The following is a 14,069-nucleotide window of genomic DNA, read 5'->3' as shown; positions in this document are numbered from 1 at the left end:
CCCGATGCTCATCCACTCCTAGAATCTGCGGCGACCTGCTGTCGCCGCGCGAAAGGGAGCCATGTCCGGCCCCAACACCGACTACGACCCTGTCGAAGTGACCCCTCTCAAGGCCGACCAGGTGGAGGCGATGCGCGAGGCGGCGCTGGCCGCCATCGCGGGCGCCGCCGACCTCGACGCCCTCAAGCAGGTGCGCCTCGAGCACGCGGGGGACCGCTCGCCGCTGGCACTCGCGAACCGCGAGATCGGCGCCCTCCCGCCACAGGCGCGCAAGGAGGCCGGCCAGCGCGTCGGCCAGGCCCGCGGCGCGATCAACCAGGCCCTCGCGGCCCGCCAGGTCGAGCTCGAGGCCGAGCACGAGGAGCGGATGCTCGTCGAGGAGACCGTCGACGTCTCGCTGCCGACCACCCGTCGGCGTCGCGGCGGCCGCCACCCGCTCACCCTCCAGTCCGAGCTCATCGCGGACCTGTTCGTCGCCATGGGCTACGAGGTGGCCGAGGGGCCCGTCGTGGAGGCCGAGTGGCTCAACTTCGACGCCCTCAACCTCGGCCCGGACCACCCGGCGCGCACCATGCAGGACACCTTCTGGACCGAGCCGGCCGACCACCACGTGGTGCTGCGCACGCAGACCTCGCCGGTCCAGGCGCGCACCATGCTCACGCGCACGCCGCCGATCTACGTCGTGTGCCCGGGACGCGTGTTCCGCACCGACGAGTACGACGCCACCCACTCGCCGATGTTCCACCAGGTCGAGGGACTCGTGGTCGACGAGGGCATCACCATGGCGCACCTCAAGGGCACCCTCGACCACTTCGCGTCGCAGCTGTTCGGCGAGGGGATCACCACGCGGTTCCGGCCGTCCTACTTCCCCTTCACCGAGCCGTCGGCCGAGGTCGACGTCAAGTGCTTCGTGTGCCTGGGCAGCGGGATGGGCGCCGACTCCGAGTCGTGCCGCACCTGTCGCGGCGAGGGCTGGATCGAGTGGGGCGGCTGCGGCGTGGTCAACCCGCGCGTGCTGGTCGCCTGCGGCGTCGACCCCGAGGTCTACAGCGGCTTCGCCTTCGGCATGGGCATCGACCGGTCCTTCATGTTCCGCCACAACCTCGAGGACCTGCGTCCGCTGTTCGAGGGTGACGTCCGCTTCTCTGCCGCGTTCGGCAGCGAGATCTGAGAGGGGAGCAGCGACATGAAGGCACCCCTGTCCTGGATCCTGGACCACGTCGACGTGCCCGCCGGCACGACGACCGACGAGATCACCGACCGGCTGACGCTGACCGGGCTCAAGCTCGAGGCCGTCGAGAGCCCCGGTCGTGAGATCACCGGGCCGCTCGTCATAGGCCGCGTGCTGACGATGGAGCCCGAGCCGCAGAAGAACGGCAAGACCATCAACTGGTGCACCGTCGACGTCGGTGACGCCAACGGCACCGGTGAGCCGCAGGGCATCGTCTGCGGGGCCCACAACTTCGCTGCCGGCGACCTGGTCGTCACCGTGCTGCCCGGTGGCGTGCTGCCCGGCGGCTTCGAGATCAGCGCCCGCAAGACCTACGGGCACGTGTCGGCCGGGATGATCTGCTCGGCCCGCGAGCTGGGCCTCGGCGAGGACCACGACGGCATCATCGTGCTGCCCGCTGACGCCGGTGAGCCCGGTCAGGACGTCCGCCCGGTCCTCGGCCTCGACGAGGAGGTCGTCGAGCTCGAGATCAACCCCGACCGGGCCTACGCCCTGTCGGTCCGCGGCATCGCCCGCGAGGTGCTGGTCTCGGTCGAGGGTGCGAGCGGCTTCCGCGACCCCGCCGTCCGGGACACGCCGGCCGCGAACGGTGACGGCCACCCGGTCGTCGTCGAGGACGCCGAGGGCTGCCCCGTCTTCGTGGCCCGCCGTGTCAGCGGCTTCGACCCCACCGCCCCCACGCCGGACCACATCGTCCAGCGGATCACCGCGGCGGGCATGCGCCCGATCTCCCTGGCCGTCGACGTCACCAACTACGTCATGCTCGAGACCGGTCGTCCGATCCACGGCTACGACGCGGACAAGGTGCGCGGCCCGCTCGTCGTACGCCGTGCGCTCGACGGAGAGCGGCTGACCACCCTCGACGGCACCGACCGCGCCCTCGACCCGCAGGACCTCGTGGTCACCGACGACTCCGGGATCATCGGCCTCGGCGGCGTGATGGGTGGGGAGACGACCGAGATGTCCGGCTCCACCACCTCGATCCTCGTCGAGGCCGCCCACTGGGACGCCGTGTCGATGTTCCGCACCGGGCGCCGCCACAAGATCACCTCCGAGGCCGGCAAGCGCAACGAGCGCGGCGTCGACCCGACGATCTGCGAGGCCGCGGCCGACCGGGTCGTGGAGCTCCTCGTCGAGCACGGCGGCGCGGTGGCCGACCCGGGCGTGACCGTCGTCGGCACCCCGCCGGCGATGCCCACCGTCCAGGTGCCCGGCGACCTCGCGGCACGCGTGTCCGGCATGCCGATCACGGAGGAGCGCAGCATCGAGTGCCTGCGCGCTGTGGGCTGCGACGTGTCCGGCACGGGGACGCTGTCCGTCACGCCTCCGCCGTGGCGACCCGACCTCACCGACGCGCAGGACTTCTCCGAGGAGGTCATCCGGCTCGTCGGCTACGACCGGGTGCCGTCGGTGCTGCCGACGCCCCCGTCCGGGCGCGGTCTCACCCGCGCCCAGCAGCTGCGCCGCCGGGTCGGCCGCACGCTGGCCGGTGAGGGCTACGTCGAGGTGGTGAGCTTCCCGTTCGTGGGCGAGACCGACCTCGACGCGCTCGGGCTCGCACCCGAGGACCCGCGCCGCGACGTGCTCCGGCTCTCCAACCCGCTCAACACCGAGGCCGGCTTCATGACCACGACCCTCCTGCCGGGCGTGCTCCGGGCGGCGGGCCGCAACGTCGGCCACGGCACGGCGGACGTCGCGGTGTTTGAGACCGGCACCGTGACGCTGCCGACGCACGCGGGACCCGCGCCGATCCTGCCGGTGGACCGGCGCCCGACCGACGAGGAGCTGGCTGCGCTCGACGCCGCGCTCCCTGCCCAGCCGCTCCACCTCGCGGTCGTGGCCGCGGGCGACGCGGTCGCGGGAGGCTGGTGGGGTCAGGGCCGACCGGTCTCGTGGTCCGACGCCGTCGAGGCGGTCCGCTCGGTCGCCGACGCGCTCGGTCTCGACGTCGCCGCGGCGCCGGTCGAGCTCGCGCCGTGGCACCCCGGGCGTTGTGCGGAGCTCAGCGTCGACGGCGAGGTCGTCGGTCACGCGGGCGAGGTGCACCCGCGGGTGTGCGAGGCCTTCGGGCTGCCCCGGCGCACGGTCGCGGCGGAGGTCGACCTCGACCTCCTGATCGCCCGAGCGGTCCACCTGCGGCAGGCCCCGACGTTCTCGTCCTACCCCGTCGCCAAGGAGGACGTCGCCCTCGTGGTCGATGACGCCACGCCGGCCGCCGAGGTGGAGGCCGCGCTGCGCGAGGGTGCGGGCGAGCTGCTGGAGTCGATCCGGCTCTTCGACGTCTACACGGGGGACCAGGTCGGCGCCGGCCGCAAGTCCCTCGCGTACGCCCTGCGCTTCCGGGCCCCGGACCGCACGCTCAAGGAGGGCGAGGCCGCCGCCGCCCGCGACGCGGCCGTGGCCCTCGCCGCCGAGCGGACGGGCGCCGTCCAGCGCGCCTGACGACGCGCCGCTCACGACCGACGAGCCCCGGGCCGCCAGGTGCGGCCCGGGGCTCCTCTGTCGCCCGCTGCGCTCCGTCTGCCTGCGATCAGTTGATCGGCGACTCCACGATCGAGCGGAAGCGTGCGTAGGTCGCCTGGTCGCCGGCGACCGAGATGCCGGCGTCGTCGCCGCGGTTCCACAGCCAGAGCTCCAGGTCCTGCGCCGTCCCGTCGACGACCACGTCCGGCTCGAGGTCCACGTCGGTGGGTGCCGGCACGACGTGGAAGTCCTCCTCGTCGGCGTAGGTCGTGCCGCTGTCCGGGTCGGTGCCCGCGAACGTGCCGGAGCGGAGCCAGAGCTCCTCGCCGGTGTCGGTGACGTCGACGCGCACCAGTCCCTCGCCGGCCTCCCAGGTGCCCCACGGCGGCATCCCGCCGTACATCACGTCGAGGCACTCGTGGACGCCGTCGGCGGCGAGCACCGGGTCGAGCTCGCTGGGGAGCCCGGCCGTCTGCTCGGCGTCGACCCGGTGCACCAGGGCCTCGTGGGCCTGTCGCCGGAGGATGAACCCGACCGTGTGGTCGGAGGACCAGTTCCACGCCTCGTCGGCGGGGTCGGCGCCCACCAGCACCTCGGCCAGGTGGCGGGACCACTCGTCGTAGGTGGCGAGCAGCTCGTCGTACGTCGCGGGGCGGGGCGGCTCGACCTCCTCCGGCTGGGTGGGGCGTGCCGTCACCACCTCCGCCCACCAGCGCTGCACGGTCGCGAGGTGCCACAGCAGGTCAGCGGCGTCCCAGTCGGGGCACGCCGGGACGCGGGCGGCGGGGTCGCACGCGGCGAGCACGTCGCGGAAGCGCGCTGACTCGGAGCGGAGGTGGTCGAGGTAGGCATCGGCAGTCAGTCGGGGCACGCACGAACGGTAGGGCAGGACCCGGACGGACCGCTTCCTCTTTCGGGCGCGGCGATTCCGCACGACATGCACAGGTCTGTATAGTCATGCACATGTCCGTATCAGTTGCCGTCGCCGGAGCCAGCGGTTACGCAGGAGGTGAGGCCCTGCGCCTGCTCCTGGGGCACCCCGACGTCGAGATCGGGACCCTCACCGCCGGCTCCAACGCCGGGGAGCGGCTCGGCACGCTCCAGCCGCACCTGGTCCCGCTCGCGGACACCGTCCTCGCCGACACCACGGTCGAGAACCTCGCCGGGCACGACGTGGTCCTCCTGGCGCTGCCGCACGGCCAGTCCGCCGCCATCGCACAGGCACTCGGCGAGGACACCGTGGTCATCGACTGCGGAGCGGACTTCCGGCTCACCGACCCGGGGGAGTGGAGCGCGTTCTACGGCGGTGACCACGCCGGCTCCTGGCCCTACGGCCTGCCCGAGCTGCCCGGCCAGCGCGACCGGCTGCGCGGCGCCCGGCGCATCGCCGTCCCCGGCTGCTACCCCACCGTCTCGACCCTGGCCGTTGCTCCGGCCCTCGGCGCCGGGCTCGTGGAGCCGGACGTCACCGTCGTGGCCGCGTCCGGCACCAGCGGCGCCGGCAAGGCCGCCAAGCCGCACCTCCTCGGCAGCGAGGTGATGGGCAACGCCAGCGCCTACGGCGTCGGCGGCACCCACCGCCACACGCCCGAGATCGTGCAGAACCTCAGCGCCGTCCACGGAGCCCCGGTCGCGGTCGGCTTCACGCCGCTCCTCGTGCCGATGTCCCGCGGCATCCTCGCCACCGTCCAGGCGCCCCTCCTCGACGGAGTGACGCCGGGTGCGGTCCGCGACGCCTACGCCGCGGCCTACGCCGACGAGCCCTTCGTCCACGTGCTGCCGGAGGGCCAGTGGCCGCAGACCCAGTCGGTGCTCGGCTCCAACGCCGTGCAGGTGCAGGTGGCCGTCGACGAGCGCGTACGACGACTCGTGGCGGTGGCCGTGGTCGACAACCTGGCCAAGGGCACCGCCGGCGCCGCCGTCCAGTGCATGAACCTCGCCCTGGGCCTCGACGAGGCCACGGGGCTCTCCACGATCGGACTCGCTCCCTGATGAGTGTCACCCACCCCTCCGGCTTCACCGCCGCCGGCGTCGCTGCCGGCCTCAAGTCCACCGGCGCCCCCGACCTCGCCCTCGTCGTCAACGAGGGCCCGACCTCCGACTCCGCCACCGTCTTCACCGCCAACCGCTGCAAGGCCAACCCGGTGCTGTGGAGCCAGGAGGTCGTCAAGGACGGCGTCGTCAAGGCCGTCGTGCTCAACTCCGGCGGCGCCAACTGCTACACCGGCCCCGACGGCTTCCAGACCACCCACGCGGTCGCCGAGAAGGTGGCCGCCGGCCTGGGCGTCGGCGCCATCGACGTCGTCGTGTGCTCCACCGGCCTCATCGGCCTCGCCAACGACCGCGAGCAGCTGCTCGCCGGAGTCGAGGCGGCCACCGCCGCCCTGTCGGCCGACGGGGGAGCCGAGGCGGCCCGCGCGATCATGACCACCGACTCGGTCAGCAAGAACGTCGTGGTCGAGGGCGCCGGCTGGTCGATCGGCGGCATGGCCAAGGGCGCGGGCATGCTCGCACCGCAGCTCGCCACGATGCTGGTCGTGCTCACCACCGACGCGGTGGTGCCGGCGCCCGAGCTCGACACGGCCCTGCGGGCGGCGACGCGCGTCAGCTTCGACCGCCTCGACTCCGACGGCTGCATGTCGACCAACGACACCGTCACCGTCATGGCCAGCGGCGCCAGCGGCATCACACCCACCCCGGAGGACTTCACGGCCGCCCTCACCCAGGCCTGCACCGACCTCGCGATGCAGCTGCTCGCCGACGCCGAGGGCGCCGACCACGAGATCGCCATCACCACGCTCCACGCGGCGTCCGAGGACGAGGCGGTCGAGGTGAGCCGCAGCGTCGCGCGCAGCAACCTCTTCAAGGCCGCGATCTTCGGCCAGGACCCCAACTGGGGCCGCGTGCTGGCCAGCATCGGCACCACCTCGGCGCAGTTCGACCCCGCCGACCTCGACGTCGCCATGAACGGCGTCTGGGTGTGCCGCGAGTCCACCCCGGCCGAGGACCCGGCGTCCGTGGACCTCAGCGCCCGCGAGGTCAGCGTGACGATCGACCTCAAGTCCGGCGACGCCCGCGCCACCGTCTGGACCAACGACCTCACCCACGCCTACGTCCACGAGAACAGCGCCTACAGCTCATGACCACACCGACCCCCGAGACGATCTCGAGCCCCCGCCGCCCCGACCCCGCCAAGGCCCGGACCCTGGCGGCCGCCCTGCCGTGGCTCAAGCGCTACCACGGCCAGACGATCGTGGTGAAGTACGGCGGCAACGCGATGACCGACGAGTCCCTCAAGGTCGCGTTCGCCGAGGACATCGCCTTCCTGCGCTTCGCCGGCTTCAAGCCGGTGGTCGTGCACGGGGGCGGCCCGCAGATCTCCCGCATGCTCGACCGGCTCGGCATCGAGTCGGAGTTCCGCGGCGGCCTGCGCGTCACCACCCCCGAGGCGATGGACGTCGTCCGCATGGTCCTCGTCGGCCAGGTCCAGCGCGAGCTGGTCGGTCTCGTCAACCAGCACGGCGCCCTGGCCGTGGGGCTCTCCGGCGAGGACGCGGGCCTCTTCACCGCCGAGCCGGCCAACACCGTGGTCGACGGCGAGGAGGTCGACCTCGGCCTCGTCGGCGAGGTCGCCGAGGTCCGCCCCGAGGCGGTGCTCGACCTCATCGAGGCCGGCCGCGTGCCCGTCGTCAGCTCCGTCGCCCCCGACGTCAACGGCGTCGTGCACAACGTCAACGCCGACACCGCGGCCGCCGCCCTCGCCATCGCGCTCGGTGCGGAGAAGCTCCTCGTGCTCACCGACGTCGAGGGCCTCTACCGCGACTACGGCAACTCCGACGACCTGATCCAGGAGATCAGCCCCGAGGCGCTCGGCGAGATGCTGCCCACCCTCGACGCGGGCATGGTCCCCAAGATGCGCGCCTGCTACGAGGCCGTCACCGGGGGAGTGCCGCGGGCCACGGTGGTCGACGGCCGCGAGCCCCACGCGGTGCTGCTGGAGATCTTCACCGACGAGGGCGTCGGCACCCAGGTGCTGCCCGGCGTCCCGACGCGGATGCGCAAGCCCTACCCGACGGAGGACGAGGCATGAGCGACCTGCAGGAGCGCTACACCGGCTCCGTCATGAACACCTTCGGGACGCCCGCCCTCGCACTCGCGCGCGGCGCCGGTGCTCGCGTCTGGGACACCGACGGCAGGGAGTACGTCGACCTGCTCGGCGGGATCGCCGTCAACGCCCTCGGCCACGCCCACCCCGCGCTGGTCGAGGCGGTGACCACCCAGCTCTCGACGCTCGGCCACGTCTCGAACTTCTTCGCGACCGAGCCGCAGGTCAGCCTGGCCGAGACGCTGCTCGACCTGCTCGGCTGGACCGACGCCCGGGTGTTCCTCAGCAACTCCGGCGCCGAGGCCAACGAGGCCGCGCTCAAGCTCACCCGGCGCACCGGCCGGACCCGACTGGTCGCCGCGGAGGGCTCGTTCCACGGGCGCACGATGGGTGCGCTGTCGCTCACCTCCAAGGCGGCCTACCGGGAGCCCTTCGAGCCGCTGCCCGGCGACGTCACGTTCGTGCCCTACGACGACGTCGCCGCGCTCGAGGCCGCTGTGGACGACACCGTCGCGGCCGTCGTGCTCGAGCCGATCCAGGGCGAGGCCGGGGTCGTGGTCCCCTCCGCGGGCTACCTCGCCGCCGCCCAGCAGGTGGCGCACGACCACGGTGCCCTGTTCTGGCTCGACGAGGTGCAGACCGGCATCGGACGCACCGGCGCGTGGTTCGCCCACCAGCTGCTCGACGGCGTCGAGCCCGACGTCGTCACGCTCGCCAAGGGCCTCGGCGGGGGCATCCCGATCGGCGCCACGGTCGCGCGCGGCGCCGCCGCGACGCTGCTCCAGCCCGGCAACCACGGCACGACCTTCGGCGGGAACCCGGTCGCGTCCGCGGCGGCGCTCGCCGTGCTGCGGACGATCGGCTCCGACGACCTGCTCGCCGCCACCCGGGCCCGCGGCGACCAGCTCGCCGCACTGCTCGCCGCGCAGTCGGGCGTCGTGGAGGTCACCGGGGCCGGCCTGATGCGCGGCGCCGAGCTCGACGGCCCCTACGCCGCCCAGGCGGTGGCCGCGGGCCGGGACGCGGGCCTCATCCTCAACGCCACCGGGCCCTCGCGGCTGCGCTTCGTGCCGCCGCTGGTCATCACCAGCGACGACCTCGACGTCCTCGCCGCCGCCCTGCCCGCCGTCCTCCACACCGCGCGCACGGTCGCCGGCCTGCACCAGGAGACCCAGGAGACCCGCCCATGACCCGCCACTTCCTCCGCGACGACGACCTGTCGCCCGCCGAGCTGCTCGAGGTCCTCGACCTGGCGGCTGCGATGAAGGCCGCGCCCTTCGACCACAAGCCGCTCGCCGGACCCCGGACCGTGGCGCTCGTCTTCGACCGGCCGACGCTGCGCACCCAGGTGTCCTTCGCGGCCGGCATCGCCGAGCTCGGCGGCAACCCGATGACCGTCGACGGCGGCCTCGCCGCGATGGGCTCGCGCGAAGGCGTCGAGGACGTCGCCCGCATCCTCGGCCGGCAGGCGGCCGCCGTCGTGTGGCGCACCGCCCACCAGAGCGACGTGGTGACCATGGCCGAGCACGCCGGCGTACCCGTCCTCAACGCGCTGACCGACGAGTTCCACCCCTGCCAGCTCCTCGCCGACCTGCAGACCGTGCGCGAGCACAAGGGCCGGCTCGCCGGGGTCCGCGTCGCGTTCGTCGGGGACGGGGCCTGCAACATGGGCAACTCGTGGGTCCTGGCCGGAGCGGCCGCGGGCCTGCACGTCGTGGTCGGCGCGCCCGAGGGCTACGTCCCCGACGCCGCAGTCGTCGCCGACGCCCGTGCCGTGGCGCAGGACACCGGAGGGTCCGTCGAGCTGATCGTCGACCCCGTCGAGGCGGTCAAGGGGGCGGACGTGGTCGTCACCGACTCGTGGGTGAGCATGGGCCGCGAGGAGGAGTCGCAGGAGCGGCTGCGGATCTTCCCGCCCTACGGTGTCACCGAGGAGCTCCTCAGCCACGCCGACCCGGAGGCCATCGTCATGCACTGCCTGCCCGCCTACCGCGGCAAGGAGATCTCCGAGGCCGTCATCGAGGGCCCGCAGTCGGTCGTCTGGGACGAGGCGGAGAACCGCCGGCACGCCCAGAAGGCGGTGCTCACCTGGCTGCTGGAGCGGTCGCCGTGACCGCCGTGACGCCGCTGACCAAGAGCGCCCGCCACCAGCGCATCATCGACATCGTCACCGCCCACCCGGTGCGCTCGCAGACCGAGCTGGCCGACCTGCTCGCCGCCCACGGCGTCCGCGTCACCCAGGCCACGCTGAGCCGCGACCTCGTCGAGCTCGACGCCGTCAAGGTGCGCGGTGCCGACGGCGCGCTCGTCTACGCCGTGCCGGGGGAGGGCGGCGACCGCACCGTCTCCGCACCCCGCGACAGCGCCGCCGGCCGCGACCGGCTGGCCCGGCTGTGCGCCGACCTCCTCGTCAGCGCCGAGGCCAGCGCCAACCTCGTCGTGCTCCGTACGCCGCCCGGCGCCGCGCAGTTCCTGGCCAGCGCCTTCGACAAGGCGGACCTCGGCGACATCCTGGGCACGATCGCCGGCGACGACACGCTCCTGGTCATCGGCCGCGACCCGGCCGGCGGCGACGCGCTGGCCCAGCGGTTCCTCGACCTCGCCAACGACCCGCACCACCCCCCCGGCTCCAGCACCCCCGCGGCAGCCACCCCAGCAGAGAAGGATTCCCTGTGAGCAAGGTCCTCACCTCCCTCCCCGTCGGCGAGCGCGTCGGCATCGCGTTCTCCGGCGGCCTCGACACCTCCGTGGCGGTCGCGTGGATGCGCGCCAAGGGGGCGGTGCCGTGCACCTACACCGCCGACATCGGCCAGTACGACGAGCCCGACATCTCCGGCGTGCCGTCCCGGGCCCTGCAGTACGGCGCCGAGCTGGCCCGCGCCGTCGACTGCCGCGCCTCGCTGGTCGAGGAGGGCCTGGCGGCGCTCGCGTGCGGTGCCTTCCACATCCGCTCCGGCGGACGCGCCTACTTCAACACCACGCCGCTGGGCCGGGCCGTCACCGGGATGATGCTGGTGCGCGCCATGCACGACGACGGTGTCGACATCTGGGGCGACGGCTCGACCTTCAAGGGCAACGACATCGAGCGGTTCTACCGCTACGGCCTCCTCGCCAACCCCGAGCTGCGCATCTACAAGCCATGGCTCGATGCCGACTTCGTGCAGGAGCTCGGCGGGCGGCACGAGATGAGCGCCTGGCTCACCGAGCGCGACCTGCCCTACCGCGACAGCCAGGAGAAGGCCTACTCCACCGACGCCAACATCTGGGGCGCTACCCACGAGGCGAAGACCCTCGAGCACCTCGACGTCTCGCTCGAGACCGTGGAGCCGATCATGGGCGTGAAGTTCTGGGACCCGACGGTCGAGATCGAGACCGAGGACGTCACCATCCGGTTCGACCAGGGCCGCCCCGTCGCCATCAACGGCGAGACGTACGCCGACGCGGTGCAGCTGGTGCTGCGCGCCAACGAGGTGGGCGGGCGCCACGGCCTGGGGATGTCCGACCAGATCGAGAACCGCATCATCGAGGCCAAGTCCCGCGGCATCTACGAGGCCCCCGGCATGGCGCTGCTGTGGATCGCCTACGAGCGGCTGCTCAACGCGGTCCACAACGAGGACACCATCGCCAACTACCACTACGAGGGCCGCCGGCTCGGCCGCCTGCTCTACGAGGGCCGCTGGCTCGACCCGCAGGCGCTGATGATGCGGGAGGCCATCCAGCGCTGGGTCGCCTCGCTGGTCACCGGCGAGGTCACCCTCCGGCTCCGCCGCGGCGAGGACTACACCGTGCTCGCCACCGACGGGCCGGCGTTCTCCTACCACCCCGACAAGCTGTCCATGGAGCGCACCGACAACGCCGTGTTCGGGCCGACCGACCGGATCGGGCAGCTCACGATGCGCAACCTCGACATCGCCGACTCGCGCAGCAAGCTCGAGCTCTACGCCATGCAGCCGCAGGACCAGGGCCACGTCCTGGTCGAGAACGGCAACCTGTTCGGCGAGATCGAGCCCGGGGGAGCGGACCGCATCGCCCGCGCCGGTGACGGCGACTTCCTCGACGACGAGGCGCTCGACCACGCCGCGATGGACGTCGGGAACGACTGATGGCCGACGCACCGCCGCCGACCGGCTCCGGCACCACCAACGAGGGCTCCCTGTGGGGCGGCCGCTTCGCGAGCGGCCCGTCGCCCGAGCTGCAGGCGCTGTCGCGGTCGACGCACTTCGACTGGCAGCTCACGCCGTACGACCTCGCCGGCTCGCGGGCGCACGCCAACGCGCTGCACCGGGCCGGGCTGCTGAGCGACGCCGACCACGCCGAGCTGCTGCGGGGACTCTCGGTGCTGGGGGAGCGGTACGCCGCCGGCGAGCTGCACCCCGCCGACACCGACGAGGACGTCCACGGCGCCCTCGAGCGGCTGCTCCTCGAGGAGGTCGGCACCGAGGTGGGCGGTCGGCTGCGCGCCGGACGCTCGCGCAACGACCAGGTCGCGACGCTGTTCCGGGTCTACCTGCGCGACCACGCCCGCACCGTCTCCGGCCTGCTCCTCGACCTGGTCGACGTGCTGGCCGAGCAGGCGGCCGGCCACCTCGACGTGGTGATGCCGGGGCGCACCCACCTCCAGCACGCGCAGCCCGTGCTGCTCGCGCACCACCTGCTCGCGCACGCCTGGCCGCTGGTGCGTGACGTCGGGCGGCTGCGCGACTGGGACGCCCGCGTGGCCGGTGACTCGCCCTACGGCTCGGGCGCCCTCGCCGGGCAGACCCTCGGCCTGGACCCCGTCGCCGTCGCCGCCGAGCTCGGGTTCTCCGGCTCGTCCGCGAACTCGATCGACGGGACGGCTGCGCGCGACTTCGCCGCGGAGTTCGCCTACGTCACCGCGCAGGTCGGCGTCGACCTGTCACGGCTCGCCGAGGACGTCATCCTGTGGACCACGCGCGAGTTCGGCTTCGCCACGCTGCACGACTCGTGGTCGACGGGCTCGAGCATCATGCCGCAGAAGAAGAACCCCGACATCGCAGAGCTGGCGCGCGGGAAGGCCGGTCGGCTCATCGGCAACCTGTCCGGGCTGATGGCCACGCTCAAGGGGCTCCCGCTCGCCTACAACCGCGACCTGCAGGAGGACAAGGAGCCCGTCTTCGACTCGGTCGAGACCCTCGAGGTGCTCCTGCCGGCGGTGACCGGGATGGTCGCCACCCTGGTCTTCGACGGCGACCGGATGGCCGAGCTGGCCCCGCAGGGCTTCTCCCTGGCGACCGACGTCGCCGAGTGGCTGGTCCGTGAGGGCGTGCCGTTCCGCGACGCCCACGAGGTGGCGGGTGCGTGCGTACGCCGCTGCGAGGAGCTCGGCTGCGACCTGCCCGACCTGACGGACGAGCAGCTGGCCGCCGTCTCGCCGTCGTTGACGCCCGAGGTGCGCTCGGTCCTGACCGTGGAGGGATCGGTCGGTTCCCGGTCCGGCCGCGGGGGGACCGCGCCCGTCCGGGTCCGCGAGCAGCTCGACGAGCTCCGCGCCGCGAGCGCCGCCCACCGTGCCCGCCTGGGCTGAGGGCGACCCGCTCGAGGTCGCCCCGCGGCTCCTCGGCGCGGTGCTCACCCACGGCGGCGTCTCGGTGCGCCTCACAGAGGTCGAGGCGTACGCCGGTCCCCAGGACCCCGGCTCCCACGCCTTCCGCGGCCGGACCGCGCGCAACGCCGTCATGTTCGGCCCGCCGGGACGGTTGTACGTCTACTTCGTCTACGGCATGCACCACTGCGCCAACCTGGTCACCGGCCCCGACGGCGGCCCGGGTGCGGTGCTGCTGCGAGCCGGCGAGGTCGTCGCCGGCACCGACCTCGCCCGCGAGCGCCGCCCCGGCAGCACCGACCGCGACCTGGCCAGAGGTCCGGCCCGTCTGTGCCGGGCCCTCGGCATCGACCTCACCGGCAACGGGATCGTCCCCGAGCTGGCGGCGGGGGAGCCTCCGGAGCAGATCAGCACCGGCCCGCGGGTCGGCCTGCGCCATGCGGCGGACCGTCCGTGGCGGTTCTGGGTGAGCGGTGATCGCACCGTCAGCACGTACCGCCCGGCGGCCCCGCGGCGTCCGGCAGGCCGCTGACCTGCGGATATGCCTTCATGGCCACCCCGGTTTTGCATGGTCGCCGAGGAGGGTCTAATGTTCTTCCTGTCGCCGCAAGCGGCGCCGCCTCCTGGCCAGAAGGTCAGATGAAGCGGAGACCAGCTGCGACCACACCGAAGTGCAAGGCTCATGAGTTTGACGGTGAGCCTGGCGC

At 73.3% G+C, this 14,069-nt stretch carries 12 protein-coding genes; 11 read left to right on the top strand and 1 reads right to left on the bottom strand.

The window, feature by feature from the left end:
- The first annotated feature begins 61 nt into the window (after positions 1-61).
- Both pheS and pheT read left to right on the top strand, forming a co-directional pair.
- Positions 62-1,171 (top strand): phenylalanine--tRNA ligase subunit alpha, encoded by a 1,110-nt coding sequence (gene pheS, locus SHK17_RS11435; protein WP_322425233.1) that lies wholly within the window; start codon positions 62-64, stop codon positions 1,169-1,171.
- Positions 1,172-1,186: 15 nt separating this feature from the next.
- Positions 1,187-3,673, top strand: coding sequence for a phenylalanine--tRNA ligase subunit beta (pheT, locus tag SHK17_RS11430; protein WP_322919278.1), 2,487 nt, complete (start codon positions 1,187-1,189; stop codon positions 3,671-3,673).
- 88 nt (positions 3,674-3,761) lie between these two features.
- Here pheT and SHK17_RS11425 read toward each other — a convergent pair whose 3' ends face one another.
- A complete protein-coding gene (locus SHK17_RS11425; protein WP_322919277.1) occupies positions 3,762-4,565 on the bottom strand; it encodes a maleylpyruvate isomerase family mycothiol-dependent enzyme in 804 nt (267 codons plus the stop codon).
- A 92-nt stretch (positions 4,566-4,657) separates the two neighbouring features.
- Between SHK17_RS11425 and argC the strand changes: the two genes are divergently transcribed.
- Genes argC through SHK17_RS11380 form a run of 9 tightly spaced genes read left to right on the top strand, consistent with a single transcriptional unit; the run spans position 4,658 to position 13,894 of the window.
- A complete protein-coding gene (gene argC / locus SHK17_RS11420) occupies positions 4,658-5,686 on the top strand; it encodes an N-acetyl-gamma-glutamyl-phosphate reductase (RefSeq protein ID WP_322919276.1) in 1,029 nt (342 codons plus the stop codon).
- Positions 5,686-6,837 (top strand): bifunctional glutamate N-acetyltransferase/amino-acid acetyltransferase ArgJ, encoded by a 1,152-nt coding sequence (argJ, locus tag SHK17_RS11415; RefSeq protein WP_172275052.1) that lies wholly within the window; start codon positions 5,686-5,688, stop codon positions 6,835-6,837. The genes argC and argJ overlap by 1 nt, the downstream gene beginning before the upstream one ends.
- Positions 6,834-7,784, top strand: coding sequence for an acetylglutamate kinase (gene argB, locus SHK17_RS11410; protein ID WP_322919275.1), 951 nt, complete (start codon positions 6,834-6,836; stop codon positions 7,782-7,784). The genes argJ and argB overlap by 4 nt, the downstream gene beginning before the upstream one ends.
- Entirely contained in the window at positions 7,781-8,989 is a 1,209-nt protein-coding gene (locus SHK17_RS11405) for an acetylornithine transaminase (protein ID WP_172275057.1), read from the top strand. The genes argB and SHK17_RS11405 overlap by 4 nt, the downstream gene beginning before the upstream one ends.
- A complete protein-coding gene (gene argF / locus SHK17_RS11400; RefSeq protein WP_322425227.1) occupies positions 8,986-9,912 on the top strand; it encodes an ornithine carbamoyltransferase in 927 nt (308 codons plus the stop codon). Before SHK17_RS11405 ends, argF begins: the two co-directional genes overlap by 4 nt.
- Positions 9,909-10,475, top strand: a complete 567-nt coding sequence (locus tag SHK17_RS11395) for an arginine repressor (protein WP_322919274.1) — start codon at positions 9,909-9,911, stop codon at positions 10,473-10,475. The genes argF and SHK17_RS11395 overlap by 4 nt, the downstream gene beginning before the upstream one ends.
- Positions 10,472-11,902, top strand: a complete 1,431-nt coding sequence (gene argG / locus SHK17_RS11390) for an argininosuccinate synthase (RefSeq protein ID WP_322919273.1) — start codon at positions 10,472-10,474, stop codon at positions 11,900-11,902. The genes SHK17_RS11395 and argG overlap by 4 nt, the downstream gene beginning before the upstream one ends.
- Positions 11,902-13,344 (top strand): argininosuccinate lyase, encoded by a 1,443-nt coding sequence (gene argH, locus SHK17_RS11385; RefSeq protein ID WP_322425224.1) that lies wholly within the window; start codon positions 11,902-11,904, stop codon positions 13,342-13,344. The genes argG and argH overlap by 1 nt, the downstream gene beginning before the upstream one ends.
- Positions 13,328-13,894: a DNA-3-methyladenine glycosylase gene (locus SHK17_RS11380; RefSeq protein WP_322919272.1), complete on the top strand. Its 567-nt coding sequence runs from the start codon at positions 13,328-13,330 to the stop codon at positions 13,892-13,894. The genes argH and SHK17_RS11380 overlap by 17 nt, the downstream gene beginning before the upstream one ends.
- Positions 13,895-14,069: the final 175 nt, after the last annotated feature.

This window comes from Nocardioides renjunii, assembly GCF_034661175.1.
Taxonomy (GTDB): domain Bacteria; phylum Actinomycetota; class Actinomycetes; order Propionibacteriales; family Nocardioidaceae; genus Nocardioides; species Nocardioides renjunii.
Note: the sequence above shows the minus strand (reverse complement) of the source record. Positions and strands in the feature narration are given on the sequence as shown.